The 17,795-nt window shown below is 64.3% G+C and carries 16 protein-coding genes; 5 read left to right on the top strand and 11 right to left on the bottom strand.

Annotated elements, in window-relative coordinates:
- Window positions 1-144: 144 nt before the first annotated feature.
- On the top strand, window positions 145-966 hold the full coding sequence (locus F7R19_RS21775) for an IclR family transcriptional regulator (RefSeq protein ID WP_211922775.1): 822 nt from the start codon (window positions 145-147) through the stop codon (window positions 964-966).
- Between the two features lie 57 nt (window positions 967-1,023).
- Here F7R19_RS21775 and kynA read toward each other — a convergent pair whose 3' ends face one another.
- From kynA to kynB, 3 genes are read right to left on the bottom strand one after another with little or no spacing between them, the layout of a single operon-like run.
- Window positions 1,024-1,896, bottom strand: a complete 873-nt coding sequence (gene kynA, locus F7R19_RS21780; RefSeq protein WP_150981991.1) for a tryptophan 2,3-dioxygenase — start codon at window positions 1,894-1,896, stop codon at window positions 1,024-1,026.
- 12 nt (window positions 1,897-1,908) lie between these two features.
- Complete coding sequence (kynU, locus tag F7R19_RS21785; protein ID WP_150981992.1) at window positions 1,909-3,165, bottom strand: kynureninase; 1,257 nt, start codon at window positions 3,163-3,165, stop codon at window positions 1,909-1,911.
- A gap of 55 nt (window positions 3,166-3,220) precedes the next feature.
- Entirely contained in the window at window positions 3,221-3,871 is a 651-nt protein-coding gene (gene kynB / locus F7R19_RS21790) for an arylformamidase (protein ID WP_282959942.1), read from the bottom strand.
- Between the two features lie 147 nt (window positions 3,872-4,018).
- Between kynB and F7R19_RS21795 the strand changes: the two genes are divergently transcribed.
- Window positions 4,019-4,501: an Lrp/AsnC family transcriptional regulator gene (locus F7R19_RS21795; protein WP_061956815.1), complete on the top strand. Its 483-nt coding sequence runs from the start codon at window positions 4,019-4,021 to the stop codon at window positions 4,499-4,501.
- A gap of 21 nt (window positions 4,502-4,522) precedes the next feature.
- Here the strand turns inward: F7R19_RS21795 and F7R19_RS21800 are convergent, their stop codons facing one another.
- From F7R19_RS21800 to F7R19_RS21825, 6 genes are all read right to left on the bottom strand, one after another.
- A complete protein-coding gene (locus F7R19_RS21800; protein ID WP_061956816.1) occupies window positions 4,523-5,083 on the bottom strand; it encodes a flavin reductase family protein in 561 nt (186 codons plus the stop codon).
- Window positions 5,084-5,265: 182 nt separating this feature from the next.
- Complete coding sequence (locus F7R19_RS21805; RefSeq protein ID WP_150981993.1) at window positions 5,266-6,384, bottom strand: DUF72 domain-containing protein; 1,119 nt, start codon at window positions 6,382-6,384, stop codon at window positions 5,266-5,268.
- Between the two features lie 17 nt (window positions 6,385-6,401).
- Entirely contained in the window at window positions 6,402-7,643 is a 1,242-nt protein-coding gene (locus F7R19_RS21810) for an SAM-dependent methyltransferase (RefSeq protein ID WP_150981994.1), read from the bottom strand.
- Window positions 7,644-7,903: 260 nt separating this feature from the next.
- The gene (gene pdxH, locus F7R19_RS21815) at window positions 7,904-8,542 is read right to left on the bottom strand and encodes a pyridoxamine 5'-phosphate oxidase (RefSeq protein ID WP_150981995.1); all 639 of its coding nucleotides are present in this window, start codon (window positions 8,540-8,542) and stop codon (window positions 7,904-7,906) included.
- 115 nt (window positions 8,543-8,657) lie between these two features.
- Window positions 8,658-9,869: an MFS transporter gene (locus F7R19_RS21820; RefSeq protein WP_061956820.1), complete on the bottom strand. Its 1,212-nt coding sequence runs from the start codon at window positions 9,867-9,869 to the stop codon at window positions 8,658-8,660.
- A gap of 392 nt (window positions 9,870-10,261) precedes the next feature.
- On the bottom strand, window positions 10,262-12,574 hold the full coding sequence (locus tag F7R19_RS21825; protein WP_150981996.1) for an AsmA family protein: 2,313 nt from the start codon (window positions 12,572-12,574) through the stop codon (window positions 10,262-10,264).
- Between the two features lie 181 nt (window positions 12,575-12,755).
- On the opposite strand from F7R19_RS21825, the gene tcdA reads away from it, so the two are divergent.
- Window positions 12,756-13,607, top strand: a complete 852-nt coding sequence (gene tcdA, locus F7R19_RS21830) for a tRNA cyclic N6-threonylcarbamoyladenosine(37) synthase TcdA (protein WP_223505815.1) — start codon at window positions 12,756-12,758, stop codon at window positions 13,605-13,607.
- 2 nt (window positions 13,608-13,609) lie between these two features.
- Here the strand turns inward: tcdA and F7R19_RS21835 are convergent, their stop codons facing one another.
- On the bottom strand, window positions 13,610-14,188 hold the full coding sequence (locus F7R19_RS21835; RefSeq protein ID WP_150981997.1) for an AAA family ATPase: 579 nt from the start codon (window positions 14,186-14,188) through the stop codon (window positions 13,610-13,612).
- Between the two features lie 155 nt (window positions 14,189-14,343).
- Between F7R19_RS21835 and F7R19_RS21840 the strand changes: the two genes are divergently transcribed.
- Window positions 14,344-14,817 (top strand): bacteriohemerythrin, encoded by a 474-nt coding sequence (locus F7R19_RS21840; RefSeq protein ID WP_150981998.1) that lies wholly within the window; start codon window positions 14,344-14,346, stop codon window positions 14,815-14,817.
- Window positions 14,818-14,879: 62 nt separating this feature from the next.
- On the opposite strand, the gene trxA is transcribed toward F7R19_RS21840, so the two are convergent.
- Window positions 14,880-15,719, bottom strand: coding sequence for a thioredoxin (gene trxA, locus F7R19_RS21845; RefSeq protein ID WP_150981999.1), 840 nt, complete (start codon window positions 15,717-15,719; stop codon window positions 14,880-14,882).
- A gap of 220 nt (window positions 15,720-15,939) precedes the next feature.
- Between trxA and F7R19_RS21850 the strand changes: the two genes are divergently transcribed.
- Complete coding sequence (locus F7R19_RS21850) at window positions 15,940-17,649, top strand: long-chain fatty acid--CoA ligase (protein WP_150982000.1); 1,710 nt, start codon at window positions 15,940-15,942, stop codon at window positions 17,647-17,649.
- Window positions 17,650-17,795: the final 146 nt, after the last annotated feature.

Below are 17,795 nucleotides of genomic sequence, written 5' to 3' on the forward strand. Positions count from 1 at the left end.
TGGTCGATCAAAAAATCTTGGTTCCGCATTGCGGAACTTTGTTCCGATGGGCTAGTATAGCCGAACCGATTTCCGCCGCAACTGGGGATTTCGGCGTCCAGACGATTTGCGTTCGACAATCGACCACCCATCAGGAGCCGTCCCTTGGACACACCTTCCGCTTCCGCCGCCGCCAGTGTCGAGTTGGCGCCCCCGCGCGAACGTGAAAGCGATCCCAATTTCGTCACGGCGCTGGCGCGCGGGCTGGAGTTGCTGCGCTGCTTCCGCACCGGCGAGGCCATGCTGGGGAACCAGGATTTTGTCCGGCGAACCGGTTTTCCGAAAGCCACGGTGAGCCGCCTGGCCGGCACGCTGGTGCAGCTCGGTTATCTGCGCTATGACGACAGCCTCGGCAAATACGCACTCGATGCCGGCGTGCTGGCGTTGGGGTTTTCGTATCTGGCGGCGTCCGACGTGGTGGCGCTGGCGCGTCCCCACATGCTGGCGTTTGCGCAAACGCATGGCGTGTCGGTGTCGCTCGGCAAGCGCGAGCGCCTCGAAGTCATCTACATGGAGTCGATCCGGAACGACGCGGGCGTCATGCTCGGACTTGGCGTGGGATCGCGCTTGTCGCTCGTTTCCAGTTCGATGGGGCGCGCGTATTTGGCAGCGCTGCCGCAGGCCCGGCGTGAGCGTGTCCTGGCGGAGTTCGCGCAGGCATTTCCGGAGCAGTGGAGACAGCAGGAAACGGCGATGCTCGCAGCCGTGGCGCAGGCCGAGCGCGACGGCTACGCGGCGTCGTTCCGCGACTGGCATCCGGCCATTCATGCCTGCGCGGTGGCGTTCCGGCCGGTGGGCGAGAAGGACCTGCACATGCTCAGTTGCAGCGCATCCTATGGCGCGGTCAGCGAGCAGACGTTCCACGACAAGCTCGCCCCGGCGCTACGGGCGCTTGGCGCGCGGCTGTCCGATCCGGGCGCGCGCTGAGGCGCGAGCCGGGCGTCGGCCGGGCGGGACTGGCTCAGGCCCGCCCGGTCCAGGTTCTCAAAGATCGGTGCGCAACTTCCACAATTCCGGGAACAGCACCACGTCCAGCATCCTGCGCAGATAGCTGACGCCCTCGGTGCCTCCGGTGCCGCGCTTGAACCCGATCACGCGCTCGACGGTAGTCACATGGCGGAAGCGCCATTGCCGGAAGGCGTCTTCCAGATCGACAAATTTCTCGCCCAGCTCGTACAAGTCCCAGTGCGCGGAGGGGTTGCGGTAGACCTCCAGCCACGCCGCCTCGACCGATGCGTTGTACTGCGTCGGCTGCGTCCAGTCGCGTTCCACGACTTCGGCGTCGATGCGGAAGCCGCGGCGCGCCATCAGCCGGATCGCCTCGTCATACATCGATGGCGTTTTCAGCGCCGTTTCCACCAGTTGCAGATGCTCGGCGCGATGTGCGTGCGGGCGCAGCATGGCGGCGTTCTTGTTGCCAAGAATGAATTCGATTTCCCGATACTGATACGACTGGAAGCCCGACGACGCGCCCAGATACGGACGCATCGCCGAATACTCTGGCGGCGTCATGGTGGCCAGCACGTTCCAGGCCTGAACCAGCTGGTCCATGATCCGCGACACGCGCGCCAGCATCTTGAAGGCGGCGGGCAACTGATCGGTCTTCACGCCTTCGCGCGCTGCGCGCAGTTCGTGCAACATCAGCTTCATCCACAACTCGGTGGTCTGATGCTGGACGATGAACAGCATCTCGTTGTGGTCCGGCGAAAGCGGATGCTGGGCGTTCAGGATCTGGTCGAGTCCCAGGTAGTCGCCGTAACTCATGTCACGCGCGAAATCCATTTGCGCGCCGTGCCAGCCGTCCGCGTTTGCGTCGCCGGTGCCGTGCCCCATCGGGCATCCCTTGAATTCGCTCATGTCGCGCTCCGCTCAGGTTACCGCCGTGCGCACGCTGAAGCGCTGGTCGCGATAGGCGCCGCTGTCCAGCACGTCGCGCACGATCTCCACCGCATCCCATACTTCCGTGAAGCTGGTGTAGAGCGGCGTGAAGCCAAACCGGGCGATACCGGGCTCGCGATAGTCGCCGATCACGCCGCGCTCGATCAACGCCGCCACCAGTGCATAGCCGTCGGGATGGGCAAAGCTGACCTGACTGCCGCGCCGAGCGTGGTCGCGCGGCGTCACCAGCGTAAGCGGGTGCTGTGCGCAACGCGCCTCCACCAGTTCGATGAACAGGTCCGTCAGCTTGAGCGATTTGGTGCGCAGCGCGGCCATGCTGGTCTGCGCAAAGATGTCGAGGCCGCATTCCACCATCGCCAGCGACGTCACCGGCTGCGTGCCGCAGAGGAAGCGCGCGATGCCCTTGGCCGGCGCGTACTGCGGCGACATCGCGAATGGCGCGCCGTGGCCCCACCAGCCCGACAGCGGCTGCCAGAACTGGTCGCGCAGCGCTGGCGATACCCAGACGAATGCCGGAGAACCTGGGCCGCCGTTGAGATACTTGTACGTGCAGCCGATTGCGTAATCGGCCTGTGCCGCGCCCAGCGCGACGGGCACCGCTCCGGCCGAATGGGCCAGATCCCATACGGTCAGCGCGCCGCGTGCGTGGGCAAGCGCGGTCAGGGCGGCCATGTCCAGCATTTCGCCGGTCTTGTAGTTGACGTGCGTGAGCATCAGCACGGCCGTATCCGCGCCCACGGCCGCGTCGATTTCCTCCGGACTGTTGACCAGCCGCACTTCGTAGCCGCGTTGCAGCAGATCGGCGAGACCCTGGGCGATATAAAGATCGGTCGGGAAATTGCTCGCTTCGGAGACGATGACGCGGCGCGCCGGATCGCGTTGTTGCTGCACGCGCAGTGCGGCGGCCAATACCTTGAATAGATTGATCGACGTGGTGTCGGTGACCACCACTTCGTCGTGCCCCGCGCCAATCAGCGGCGCCAGTTGGTTGCCCAGGCGCTGCGGCAGATCGAACCAGCCGGCCGTGTTCCAGCTGCGGATCAGCCCGTCGCCCCACTCGGCGTTCACCACTTCGGCGGCGCGCGCGGCGGCCGCGCGCGGGCGCGCCCCGAGCGAGTTGCCATCGAGATAGATCACGCCTTCGGGCAGGGCAAATTGGTCGCGCAGCGCGCGGAGCGGGTCGTCCCGGTCCAGCGCCTGGCAGCGTTCACGTGTCAGGTTGGTCATGCTTGTCGAATCGGTCCGTCAATCGAGATGCGGGTGGTTGGGGATGCGAATGCGTTCACGGCAGTTCGCGCAGGATCGCGCGCACCGGGCTCGCGTCCAGCGTGGCCAGGCGCAGCGGCAGGGCAATCAGTTCGTAGTCGCCAGCGGGGACGTCGTCCAGCACGATGCCTTCCAGAATCGCAAGCTGGTGATCGCGCACCGCGTGATGGGCGTCCATCGTTTTCGAGGTTTCCGGATCGAGCGATGGCGTGTCGATGCCGATCAGCTTCACGCCACGGCTGGCCAGCAAGGCGATGGTCTCGGGCGCGACGGCGCAGAACGCGCTGTCCCACGCGCCAAGTGGCGCGCGGGCGTAGGTGCGCAGCAGCACGCGAGCCGGGACGTCCTGCAATGCGTGTTCGATGTGGTGCGGCGCCACGCGCGGCGCCGCACCGATGCAATGGATCACGCGGCATGCTCCGATATACGCATCGAGTGGGACGTCGCCGATCGGCGCGCCGTTGGCGCAGTAATGCAGCGGCGCGTCCGCGTGCGCGCCCGTGTGTGGCGACATCGTGATACGGCCCACGTTGACCGGGCATTGATCGTCGAGCTGCCAGGCGGGCTCATGGCGAAACGGCGTGTCGCCAGGCCAGACCGGCGTGGCGTCGGAAACCGGCGGCGTGATGTCCCACATGCGGCGGGAATTAATGGGGGCGTGGGTCATGGTGTCTCGGAGGCGTTTCTGATGACGCGGGGCGTGCCGGAATCATAGTCAAAACCTGCGAGAAGAGGCTTGCGAAATCGCTCGAGTTTGGGTGCGAATTTCGCATAGAATTGTGCGATAAGAACCAAAAACCGTGGATTATTCGAAATGACGCTCGATCCGATCGATTTACGGATACTGACTGCCCTGCAGGAGAACGGACGCATCAGCAATCAGGACCTGGCCGATCGCGTCGCGCTGTCGCCGTCGGCATGCTTGCGCCGTGTGCGGTTACTCGAAGAAAGTGGCGTGATCGGCGGCTATCGCGCGTGGTTCGATGCAGAAAAGCTCGGATTGGAGATCGAGGCGATCGTGCAGGTGTCGATGCGGCACGATGTGGAAGGCTGGCACGACACGTTTAACGCCGTGGTGCAGACCTGGCCGGAAGTGCTGACCGCCTATGTGATTACCGGCGACAGCAACTACATCCTGCGCGTGCAGGCGCGCAACCTGAAGCACTACTCGGACTTCATCGTGAATCGGCTCTACCGGACGCCTGGCGTGATGGATATCCGTTCCAACATCGTGTTACAGCGGATCAAGACGGGTGGGTCGCCGCTGGCAATCGTCAAGGATGACGGGGCATCCTAAAGCGCGGGCCGCTGTTTGGAATCAGCAGCCGAGCGGGCCGAGCGTCGAAAATTGTGCGCCCTGGAACACCAGGGGTTGGCCGCCGGCATCGAGAATGCCGCAGCGTTCCACTTCGCCGACGAAAATGATGTGATCGCCCTCGTCATAACGGCTGCGATTGTGGCATTCGAACCAGGCCAGCGCGTTGGACAGGATGGGCAGGCCGGTTTCGGACAGACGGTAGTCGACGCCGGCAAAGCGGTCGCCCTTGAGGGAGGCAAAGCGCTGGCACAGGTCCAGTTGGGACGCCGCCAGCACATTGATGATGTAATGCGACCCATCGCGGAACATCGGCAAGCTGTTGGCGCGCGTCGCCATGCTCCACAACACCAGAGGCGGGTCCAGCGATACCGAGTTGAACGAGCTGGCCGTAATGCCGACAAACGGCGCGCCGTGCGCATGCGGATGTCCCGCCGCGCGCGTCGTGATCACCGTGACGCCGGTGGCAAACTGCGACAACGCGCGCTTGAAATGCTGGCTGTCGAAATCGGGGGCGGCGGCCTTGCGACCCGTCACGGGGGCGTCGGCCTCGGGCATGCCCATGTCTCGGGCTCCACACAAATCCATGATCTTCATATCGGGGTAGCCGGCGCGCATTCAACACGCACAAGCTAATCCGCGTGGCCGGGGTTTTCGGTGGCCCGCCGTACAAAACTTGCACGAAGCGCGCCGGAAGCAATTTCCGCGATTGTAGCGGACTGGGGACAAAGCCCTGCGACGTGCTTTTATGCCGGTAGGGTCATTTTGGCTGCACCGTCCTGCATCGCCGGCGAAGCGTCGAGCCTTTCGACGATGGCCGTCGCCAGCCGGGCGATACTGAGCGGCGCGCAGCCTTCGGCATTGTTGCTGACGATCACGTAGGCAGACTGGCCTGTGCGCAGCGTCCGGACCACGACATCGGCAATCGCGTCGCGGGTTGGCGCGTCCTCGTCGACCAGTTTGTCGAATGGCGCGTACGCTTTTTCGGCCATCGCATAGGAACGGCCTTCGCGCAGCATCCACCGCAACACCAGCGGCCCCGGCGCGCCGTCGTCCATCAACGCCTGGGCTTGCGCCTGCCGCGGCACCGGCGGGAGGCGGTCGCGCGCGGCCAGGCAAAAACGCACCCCGCGTTCGCGCAGCAAGCGGATATAGCGTGGCGTCAGCAATGCGGGATCGCGGATTTCCACGGCATAGCACGCGTGCGGCGTGAGTGCGCGATCGAGCGGCGGCAACGCGGCCAGAAACGCATCGAGGCGGGCGAGGAAGGCCGGTCCGTCGTCGGCCACGCTTTGCAACGGCGACAGCTGGAACAGCAGTGGCCCGCAACGCTGCCCCAATCCGCTGGTCGCGGGGACAATGAAATCGCGGATGGCGATTTCCGCATCCAGAAACGCCGCATTGGGCAATCGGCCCGCGCCGTCCGCACTGCGCAGCCATGCATCGCAGACGCTGGCCGGCGCCTTGACCAGAAAGCGGAACCCTTCGGGCACCTGCGCCGCATAGCTCATGTAGTCGTTAAGCGGTATCGGGCCATAGAAGCCGCGATCGATACCGGCCGCGCGGATCAGCGGATGCTGCGCGCAAGCCTGCAAGCCTTTGCGCGACAGCAGGCTTTCGGTGTACTGGCCCTCGTAGACCAGCCCATGCCAGCCGGGATACGACCACGACGAGGTGCCGAAATACAGGTTGTCCGGCAGTAGATCGCCGAGCGCGCGCAGCGCGGCGTCGGCCGTCCAGGGCTGGACGGTCTTGCCAACGGGCTTTTTCTTTCCGGATTCCTTTGCCGTCGCGAGTGCGGGGGATATGTCCGGCGATACCGGCGTGTCGCCGGGATCGCCGAAGAGATCGAGATTTTCAGTCAAACGTCAAACTTCAAATTTCAAACCGCTTTTCCAATCGGGGAAGCGTAAATATAACGCCGCGAAATCGGGAACGTCTCGGCGCTACGCCCGGCCTTCTGGCATACCACCTGATGCAACGACATCTGTCCCGTGGTGAAGGCATGGCCGCAACCGGCCAGATACACGCGCCAGATGCGGTATTTCTTCTCACCGACCATCGCGCGAATGGTTTCCGCATTGGTCTCGAAATTATCGGCCCAATGGCGCAAGGTCTGCGCGTAGTGCCGCCGCAGCATTTCGACGTCGAACGCTTCCAGGCCGCCTTGCTGCATCGTGTTCAGCACCATGCTGATATGCGGCAGTTCGCCCTGCGGGAACACATAGCGATCCATGAAACCGGAGCCGTCCATCGGCACTTCGCCGCTGTTGGGGTCGGTGGCCGTGATGCCATGATTCATGGCGACGCCATCGTCCTTGAGCAGGTCGCGGATCCGCGCGAAATAGCCGGGTAGGTTTTCCTTGCCGACGTGTTCGAACATGCCGACGCTGGTGATGCGATCGAATTGCCCCTGTACGTCGCGATAGTCCTGCAGGCGGATCTCGATGCGATCCTGCAAGCCTGCGGCCTTGACGCGTTCGGTGGCCATGTCGAACTGGTTTTGGGAAAGCGTGATGCCCACGCATTTCGCGCCGAATTTTTGCGCCGCGCGAATAACCAGCGCGCCCCAGCCGCAGCCGATATCGAGCAGCGTATGCCCGGGCTGCACACGGATTTTGGTCAGAATGTGATCGATCTTCTTGAGCTGCGCAGTCGCGAGGTCTTCGTTGCCTTCCTCGAAGTACGCGCAGGAATACACCATGCGCGGATCGAGCCACAGCTTGTAGAAGTCATTCGACACGTCGTAGTGATACTGGATCGATGCCTTGTCTTCGGCCTTGGTGTGGGTGAAGCGCTGCGCCACTTTCGCCAGCGCTCCGCCGGCGCTGCGCGCGGCCGCGGCGGAAAATCCGTAGCCCACCTTGATGATGTCGGCCAGGCGGCCGTCGAGGTCGATCTTTTCCTGGACGTAGGCTTCCCCGAGATTGTCCAGGCTGGGCACCAGCAGCAGGGGCAGGGCGGACGCCTCGCGCACCGTCAGCGTAACGTCCGGCTTGTCGAAATGGCCCAACTGGTATTCGCTGCCGTTCCAGAGGCGGAGCTTGACCGGCAGGTTGGCGTGCTCGCGCACGTCCGAAATCCAGCTATCGAGCTGCTTGTCGAGTGCTTGCTTGAAAAACATGCGGCTTTCTCCCGATTGGTTGGTTATCCCTCTCGAACGAAATGCCCCACGGTCGGCTGCGCCAACTGCGCATGAAAGCGAACGCAGCGCTGGCAATGGGGGGCCGCACCGGTGCATCGCCAGTGCGGCGGCTCATAAACTTTACGCCAAATCGCGAGATTGTGCAGTGCGGGTCCCTGCCTGCGGGATACCTGTCGCCTCGGGCAGACATTGCGCAAACAGTCGTTGGGCCTTGCGCCTAACGGCCGCCGCGCGCGCTGTCAGGGCGACAGCCGTACGATCTTCCAGCTCCCGTCGGCCTCTTGACGGTACGCGATGCGGTCGTGCAGGCGCGACGGACGCCCCTGCCAGAATTCGATCCACGTGGGCCGGATCCGATACCCGCCCCAGTGCGGAGGGCGCGGCGGATTCTCGCCAAACTTGTTGCGGAAGTCGGCCTCACGGGCCTCCAGCACATCGCGGCTGGCAACTTCGCGGCTCTGCTCCGACGCCCATGCGCCCAGGCGCGATCCGAGCGGGCGCGATGCGTAATAGGCGTCGCTCTCGGCGACGTCGACTTTCTCCACCACGCCTTCCACGCGCACCTGGCGTTCGAGCTGCACCCAGTGGAACAGCAGCGCGGCGCGCGGATTGGCCTCGAGGTCCAGACCCTTGCGGCTTTCGTAATTGGTGAAGAAAGTGAAACCGTTGACGTCCATGGCCTTGAGCAGCACGATGCGGGCGGATGGCTGGCCATTGGCGTCGACCGTGGCCAGCGTCATCGCGTTGGGCTCGGGCAGCTTGGCCTGAAGGGCCTCGTCGAACCACGCCTGAAACTGGCGGATCGGATCGGCGGCTACGTCGGATTCGGAAAGTGCGCTCAGCATGTAGTTGCGGCGCAGGTCAGCGAGTTGGGTCATGTCGCGTGTCGAAGTGTCTGGCCCGCATGGACATCACGCGGGCGAGGGTATTTCGAGTATAGCGAATGCGCTGCATGCCGCATTTGCGCTGCGGCAAGGCAAAATCGTTGTTTTACTAGTCGGCGAGCCTCGGCGCTTCGGCCTTGGCAGTCACCTTGCGCGTCTGCGTGCGCGAATAGTAATTGGCGACGCCCATCGCGCCGGCCATCGACAGGAAAATCGGCAGCATCCCCAGCGCCGTGCCCACCACGCCGAACGTGAGCGGCCACACAACCTGGCTGGTGTTGAGCACGGCCGAACGCAGGCCCAGCGCCTCACCGGCGCGGCCCGACGGCGAAACCGTGTGGAGGATGTTCATCACGTTCGGTTGCGCACTGCCCAGCGCCAGCCCCAGCACGAACGCGAGGCCGCACATCAGCCAGAAATGCGATACGAACGGGTAGAGCAGATAGGCTGCGGCGCCCACCAGCAGCGCCAGCCGGATGATCTTCCATTCCGAGAAATGGCGCGAAACCATCGGCATCGCCACGCGGATGGCCAGTGTAGCGAGCGAGAAGGCGCCCAGCACCCAGCCGATCATCGACGGCGTCAGTCCGATGCGCGTGCCCTGGATCGGGATGAGGAACGCGTGAAGATCCCATGCGGCGGACAGCACCGCGCTGGCGACGAATACCGCGCGCAGTTCGGGATACTGCAACAGGTCCAGCGTCGAGCGGCGCGAGCCGTCTTCGATCGCGATGCGTCCTGCGTTGCCGCCAACCGCGGGCAGGCGCGGCCGCACGTATTGCAGGCCGGCCTGGCCGACCAGTGCTACCACCACCAGCAGGCAGAACGCCATGCGGTAGCCCGCGTGTTCGATCGTGTAGCCCATCGCCACCGGCCCCAACGTACCGGAGATCGACAGGCCGAGCGCGTGCCACGTGTAGTTGCGCAGCCGGGTTTCGTTGGTCGACACCTGTCCGATCAGCAACTGCATGGCCACCTGCACGAGCATGAATCCGACGCCGATCAGCGCGCAGGCGCCGTAAAGGGAGGCGATGTCGTGCCACACCGCAGGCAGCAGCGTGCCGGCCACCACCATCAGCGATCCGGCCGTCATGGGCAGGCGCGGGCCAATCTCGTCGATCCGCTTGCCGGCGGGAATCGCCAGGAACATCGGCAGCAGCGCGTACAACGACATCAGGATGCCCAGCGTGACCGTGGACGCCTTCTGAGAAATGGCAAATAGGGAAACGACGACGCGGCTGGCGTTGAATGCCACGTGATTGCACACCGTCAGCGCGATCAGCCAACTGATCGGAGGGACGGCGGCGTGAGGCAACGTCATGGGGGCGCGGGGGCAAGGAGGTGGTTCGCGCCGCCGGCAAGGTCTCCGATCCGGGCGATAAGACGCGCGAAAAAGAAAATCAGTGCGGCCGAAGCCGCACCTTACAAGACACCATTACCGGACTGGAACCCGGCAACGGCGGCGTTGCGTGTCGTTGTTCATTAATTAATTGCTTAATCAACGACCGTTCGATTATGCGACCGCCGGGTGGCCATGCACAACATCGGTGATGCAGGTGTGCAAATCCGCAACACATTTGTGGCGACACGGTTGCGGATTTGTTGCGCGGAGACATCGCACGGAAACTGCGGCTGAAGCGCCAAGCAGCGCGGAAAAGCAAGGAACGCGTGGAAAGCGCGCGATTTGGGAGGCGCTGGCGACGGGCGGCCCGCTCAGCCGCCCTGGTACAACTGTGCGTCGTTGCCGGGGCGCAACGGACTCGGGCCGGCCGGGGCGGGGATGCGCGGCTTGGTGGGCGGCGGCGCCGACTCGCCGCGCGCGGCGTCGGATTTGGTCGGCGATTCGGGAATTGCCGGACCCGCCTGCTGGCCCGCCTTGTCCGACGGGCCTTGATAGGTCTTGCCCGGCGGCGGTGCGGTGGGGCGCTTCTTCAGCTCCGCCAGCAGTCGGGCGCACTGGCCATCTTCGCCGCCCCCGGAGATGTCGAGCAGCGGCAACACCAGCGCCGGTGGCGCCGTCAGCGCCAAGGCCAGCGCGCCGCCGGCCCGCAGCGCCAGAATCGCAATGTTGGGGCTGACCGACGGGTTCTTGAAGGTGCCCCCCACATAGAGCGGCGAGCGTAGAGAGATGATCCGCAGTCCCTTCGAATCGGGATGAATCGTCAGCGCAAGCCGCTCGTCCTTGAGATCGACCGCGCCTTCGGTATTGATGATCGCGTCCTGCGTATCGAGCACGAATGTCTGCGCGCGCGCCACACCGTCCTTGAATCCGAAAGTGCTGACGCCGCAGTTGATCTGCACGGGTTTGTCGCCAAACAGTTTCGAAATCACGACGCTGCCCACATTCAGCCCGATGGCTTCGAGAATGAATTTGCTGACAGTGCCGTTTTCGACCATCAGCTTGGCCTCGCCGTTGGACGATCCCAGCAGCGCCGCGACCGAATTGCCCGTGGCGGACAGTTTGGCGCTGCCGTTGATTTCACCGACGCTGGCGCGGCTGCTTTCCACTTTCGGAAAGAGTTGTTTGATCTTCAGATGGCGCGCGGTCGCGTCCACCATTGCGCCCATTGGCTCGCGCTTGCCGTCCAGGCGGATCGTCGAAACCAGGTTGCCGCCCGCCACGCCGAAGTTCAGCGGATCGAGCAACAGCACGCCGTCTGTCAGCTTCAGATGCGTGGTCAGATTGGTAATCGGCAGTTCCTCGCTGCGCACGATGCGCTCGCCCGTGAACTTCACGTCGGCATCGATTTCATCCCATCGATCGGTGCGGAACGGCGCCACTGGCAACACCTTGTTGGCAGGCTGCTTGACCGGGCTTTCCTTGGCCGCCTGGCCCGGCTTGGCATCTGCGCCAATCAGCGGGGCAAGATCGGCAAACAGCAGTTGCTTGGACACGAGTTCGCCCGACAGCAACGGGCGCGGCGCGCGCTGGGTGAACGTCAGCGTCCCGCCGAGATCGCTGCCGCCCACCTTGCCGGTGAAATCGCGATAGGTATAGGTGGATGCGCCTTTCTTGAGCGTGGCGACCAGCCGGCCGCGCGTGGTGTACGGCGGGGTGGAGGGCAGCACGATGCCGGTCAGGTGGTAGAGCGACGCCATGTTGTCGCCCGACAATTGCAGATGGACGTCCAATGCGCCCAGATGTGCCGGATTCGTCAGCGTGCCTTCGACCACCGCGCGCGTGGCGCCCACGCGCACGTCGGCCTGTACCGGATACGGCGTGTTCACGTCGCGCAGGCTCAGCACAGTGCCGGCCTTGCCCGTGGCGTTGATGGTGGCCTGGTTGTAGTGTCCGACGGCTTTCCAGCGAATGCCGTAGCGGCTGTCGTTGCCATCATTGTTTTTCGCATCCGACGCCCCTGCTGCCGAAGCGCCGGCCGAGCTGGCCGATGCGGAGACGGCGGATGCGTCGGTAGGCGGCACCAGCGCGCCATCGCGCGCCTTGTCGTAGAGCGCCTGGTCGCCGACGGTATCGAGGGTCGCCTGAAGATCGATCTTTTCTGCGGCGTCGGCCAGTGCCAGGTTGCCGCGCTGGAGCACCACCTCGCCAATGTCGAGGCGCCAGTTCGACTTGCCCGTTTTCGGTCCGGTATCGAAGGTCCAGTTGTTGCGCTTGTCCGCCAGCCGTTCCAGCCAGACGGCGGGACTGTCGACCACGATCGTCGGCAGATTGATTTCATGGACCAGCAGCGGCACCGGACGCAGAACGAAGATCAGTTCGCGAATGGTGCCCATATTGGGCGCCTTGGCCCAGTCCGGGTTGCCGATCGTGATGTCCTTGGCGGACAGCCGCGGCCACGGCACCAGCGTGCGCCAACCGGTTTCGCCCTGCGCGCGCTTCCAGGTCACCATCAGGTCACCGTTGATGGCGAAGGGACGGCCGATGGCCTGCGAGACCTTGTCGTTGAGCCAGGGCTTCACACGATTCCAGTCGAACGTCAGGATGACGATCACCAGAATGGCGATCAGCGCCAACGGCGTGAACACGCTCCAGAAGACGATCTTTTGGCGGCGCGAGGCGGGCATAAGGGAATGGGCTCCTGTGGGCGGCCATGCGGCGTTTCAACCACTGCATCGGTATTGTAGGGAAGCCTGACACGTGCCGTTGTCGGCCTCCGGCTGACAATCCGGTCGCCGGGAAGCCTATTTTGGCGCGAGGACTTTTGCCGCGCTGGCATAAAATGCTGGCAGCGTGACAAATTCCACCATGACGATCGTTTCCCGCCCCCTGGCAGAGTCGGATCTGCCCGCACCGTTGAGCCATGAAAGCCCCGCCGACGACGACTACCATCGACGCTTCGGCGGTGTCGCACGCCTGTACGGTGCCGCCGGCCTGGCGCGCCTGGAAGCCGCCAATGTCTGCGTGATCGGCATCGGCGGTGTCGGAAGCTGGGCTGCCGAGGCGCTGGCCCGCAACGCGGTCGGCCACATCACGCTGATCGACCTCGACCACATCGCCGCCTCCAACACCAATCGGCAGATCCATGCGCTGGGCGATGCCTATGGACGTGCCAAGGTCGAAGCCATGGCCGAGCGGATCGTGGCAATCAATCCGCGTTGTCGCGTTACGCCGGTGGACGATTTTGTCACCGAAGACAATGTGGGCGAGCTGCTGGCGGGCTTCGATTTTGTAATCGACGCCATCGACGCCGTGAAGGTCAAGACCGCGATCCTGGGCTGGGCGCGCCGCGAGGGCGTGCGCGTAATCACGTGCGGCGGCGCAGGCGGGCAGCTCGATCCCACGCGCGTGCGCATCGAGGACCTGGCCCGCACGATCCAGGATCCGCTGCTCGCCAAGGTGCGCGGTAACCTGCGCCGGCAGTGGGGATTCCCGCGCGACCCGAAAAAGAAATTCGGCATCCAGGCCGTGTATTCCGATGAGCCGCTGCGTTATCCAGAGCCGGAGCAGCAGGCGTGCGAGATCGACGAAAACCCGCCCGCGCCGCGTCAGGGTCCCCAGGGACTCGCCTGCGCGGGCTTTGGATCGTCGGTGGCGGTCACCGCCGTGTTCGGCTTCGTGGCGGCGTCGGCTGTGATCGGCGCCCTTGCAGCTGGCTGAGCCTAGGCGGCCAGCGCGCGCAGCAGGCCGCCGATGTCCGCATCGTCCGGGGCGAGGTTGTCGAAGTAGATCAGCTCCGGATACTCGGCGGGATCTGGCGAAAAACGTCGTGTCCGGTATGCGTCCCAGTGCGCCAGCTTGTATGCGTCATTGGGATTGCCGCGCTGGATGATGCGGGCGTGCGCCTCGTCTTCCGGCAGGTGCACCCACACGATGCGCGTCTGCGTGCCCCCCGGCATCTGCAGCCAGTGCGGATCGATCAACTGATGTGCACGGATTTCCCGCGAGAGCGGGCCGATCACGATCGCGCTGATGCCGAGCGACAGGTTTTCGCGCGCCGTGTCCAGCAGTCCTTCGTATTCGGGATCGCGCAGGTTTTCCAGATAGGCCGGGCTGTCGCGATCGTTGGGGTCGCCGGTGATGGCCCGCATCGCGGCGGCGCTATAGCGCCCGTAGAGCGTGTCCTTGTCGAGCAGGCAGAACGGCTCGCCCGTGGTCTGCATCAACGGTCCGATCAGCCGGTGTGCAAGCGTGGTTTTGCCGGTGCCGGCGTGGCCGCAGAAGAAGATCAGTCGAGGCATCAGGGGTTTCCTTGGCCGATGGGGCGGATGAAACGCGTGGGATCCGACAGGATAGTCCTACTACGGAGCGATTCGCGACATTTGCTGGAAATCAGATTGGGCGGCTATTAAATCGGTATCCTTGCCGTTTGTCTCAAAGAAAAAAATCCAGTTTCATGTCCGCCACCCCGAATCCTTACGAAGGGCTTTCCTCGGAAGGCCTGCCTGACGCACTGCGCCTCGGCGAGCCCGTTACCGACGCCACCCACGCGGAATTCCTGCAATTGCTCGATGCCGCGGTGCAGGCCGACGACGCTGGCTTTCCCGCTGCGTTCGATGCGTGGATCGAACACACGCGCCATCACTTCGAGCAGGAAGAGGCGTGGATGGAAGCGATGCAGTTCGGGCCGCGGTTCTGCCATGCCAACGAGCACAAGGGCGTGCTGTCCGTGGTACAGGCCATCCGCGACAAGATGACGGAAGAGCAGGCCGATCCGGAAGGACCAGGCAAGGGCGGGCTGTCGCTGGGCCGTCGGCTGGCGGGCGAGCTGTCGGGCTGGTTCGACAATCACGTCAAGTCGATGGACGCGATGATGGTCGAACATATGCGCGCCAATGGATTCACGCTGATCGAGGCGCCCGCGGCGTAACGGGTGCGGCGCGCCGCAGTGGCACGCGTCCGCCTGCTCCGCCGGCGGACGCGTGCCCGGGCTCAGTTCAGCGCCGTGCTCAACTGCCGGCGCCACTTCGACACCGCCTCCGGCGTTGCGCTCATCATTTCGAATACCGACAGCATCGTCTTGCGGCCGATATCGTCCTCGAAGCTGCGGTCGCGGCGCACGATTTCCATTAGTTGCGCCAGTGCGGATTCATACTCGCGACGCGCAATCAGCACCTTCGCCAGATCGAGCCGTGCGGCCAGATCGCCCGGATTGGCCTCCACCTGCGCCTTCAGATCGGCGCCATCGGGCAGCGCATCCAGTCCTTTCATTGCATCCAGGCGGGTGCGCAGCGCGGCATAGGCGTCTTCCTGCGGCGCACGCGCCGACAGGCGCCCGAACTCGGCCTCGGCTTCGTCGATGGCATCGCCGTCCAGCAGGAACCCGATATAGGCAAGGCGCGCGAGATCGTCTTCCGGGGATTGGGTCAGCGCCGCCTGAAAGGCCGCGCGTGCGCCTTCGCGGTCGCCTGAGGCTGCCAGTTCCTGCGCTTCGTGCAGCGATAGCTGGCCCGAATCGGGCGCCAGCGTATCGAGAAACTCGCGCAACTGCGATTCCGGCAACACGCCGACAAACTGGTTGACCGCCTGGCCCTCGGAAATGGCCACCACATGCGGAATGCTGCGCACGCCGAAATGCGCGGCCAGCTGCTGGTTCTCGTCGACATTTACCTTCACCAGCTTCCATTTGCCCTGGTATTCGGCCTCGAGCTTTTCCAGCATCGGGCCCAGCGTCCGGCAGGGACCGCACCACGGCGCCCAGAAATCCACCAGCACCGGGACCGGGCTGTTGATCACCTCGGCTTCAAAGTTCTGCAGCGTGACGTCGCTCATGTTCTGCACCTCGGAATTTCAGCCACGGTAGCGTGGCCGGATTTGCCTATTGTGAGGGCGAAGCCGCAGAAAGCAACCTTGCGAGCGTTATGGCCGGGAAAACCCACCATTGAAAATAGAACGGTCGTTCAGTTATATTGCTTGACCGAGACGCAAGACCGACCTTGCCTTCCACGCGATTCCAGAAACCGGTCCTCGACGACCGTCCGCAGGAGACACCATGACCACCAAGCCCGTGCGCCCGCATTTCCAGTTCTGGCCCAAGCGCGTTCCGACCGAAATCGTGCTGCCCGAGACCTCGCTCTGGTACAACCTCGAAGTCTCCGCGCACCGCTATGCAGAAAAGCCGGCAATCCGCTATTTCGGCAATGCCATCACATTCCGCGCACTGCACGATCAGGCCACGGCGCTGGCAGGCTGGCTCCAGCACAAGGCGGGCGTCAAGAAGGGCGATCGCGTGTTGCTGTACATGCAGAACTGCCCGCAGTTCATCGTCAGCTACTACGCGATCCTGCGCGCCGATGCCGTGGTGGTGCCGGTCAATCCGATGAATCGCGCCGAGGAATTCAAGCACTACGTCACCGACGCCCAGGCGCGCGTGGCCATCTGTACGGCGGACCTGGCGGGCGGCGTGATGCAGGCCGACGCGGAAATTCCGGCCGATCAGCGGCTGCAACACCTGCTGGTCACGCAATACGCCGACGCGCTGCCGTCGACCTACGAATTTCCCGAGGATGCGCCGCCGGCATGGTTGACCGCGCAGCATCCACTGCCGCCGACTGCCACGCCGTGGGCCGAGGCGATCGACGCGGGCCTGCAGCCCGGACCGCACACGGCCGGCCCCGACGACATGGCGGTCATGCCGTACACGTCGGGCACCACCGGCTTCCCGAAGGGCTGTATCCACACGCACCGCTCGGTGATGCACAACATCATCGGCGGCTCGACATGGTCGGGCAGCGGCGCCGAATCGGTGATCCTGTCGGTGCTGCCGCTGTTCCACGTGACCGGCATGCAATACGGCATGAACGGCCCGATCTACACCGGCGCCACGGTGGTGATGCTGCCGCGCTGGGATCGCGAAGTGGCCGGTCGCCTGATTTCGCGCTATCAGGTGACGCACTGGACCAATATCCCGACCATGGTCATCGATTTTCTGGGCAGTCCGAATCTCGCGTCGTTCGATGTCAGCAGCCTGCGCTACATCGGCGGCGGCGGGGCGGCCATGCCGCAGGCGGTGGCCGAGCGCCTCAAGACGCAATTCGGCCTGAGCTATCTGGAAGGCTATGGGCTGTCCGAAACGATGGCGCCGACGCACAGCAATCCGGCCGAACGCGCCAAGCTGCAGTGCCTGGGCGTGCCGACGTTCAATACCGATGCGCGCGTGGTGGATCCCGTGACGCTCAAGGAATTGCCGGTCAACGAAGTGGGCGAGATCATCGTGCGCGGGCCGCAGGTGTTCAAGGGCTACTGGGGCAAGCCCGATGCCACGCGCGACGCCTTTATCGAATTTGAAGGCCAGACGTACTTCCGCACCGGCGATCTGGGCCGGATGGACGAGGATGGGTACTACTTCATCACGGACCGCCTGAAGCGCATGATCAATGCCTCGGGCTTCAAGGTCTGGCCGGCGGAGGTGGAGAACTTGCTGTACAAGCATCCGGCCGTGCAGGAGGCGTGCATCATCGGCACGCGCGACGCCTATCGCGGCGAGACGGTGAAGGCGGTCGTGGTACTGCGCGCCGACGCGAAAGGCAAGACCTCGGCCGAAGACATCATCGAATGGGCCAAGGAAAACATGGCCGCGTACAAGTATCCGCGCGTGGTCGAGTTTGTCGATGCATTGCCGAAGTCCGGTACGGGCAAGGTGATGTGGCGCCAATTGCAGGAAACCGAGAACGCGCGCCAGACCGGGCAGGCCGCGGCCTGAGCGGGTTTGGCAAGGTGGCGCGGCAGAGTCCGCGCCGCCGCGCTGTTGACGCGCTGTTTTGCCGAGGGGGCGTCGCTCACTCCTGGGCTGACGCAGTATTTGCGTCGGTTTGATTGCGGATCGGTGCCACATCTGCGCCGGTCCAT

The sequence above is a fragment of the Cupriavidus pauculus genome (genome assembly GCF_008801835.1).
In the GTDB taxonomy this organism is placed as follows: domain Bacteria; phylum Pseudomonadota; class Gammaproteobacteria; order Burkholderiales; family Burkholderiaceae; genus Cupriavidus; species Cupriavidus pauculus.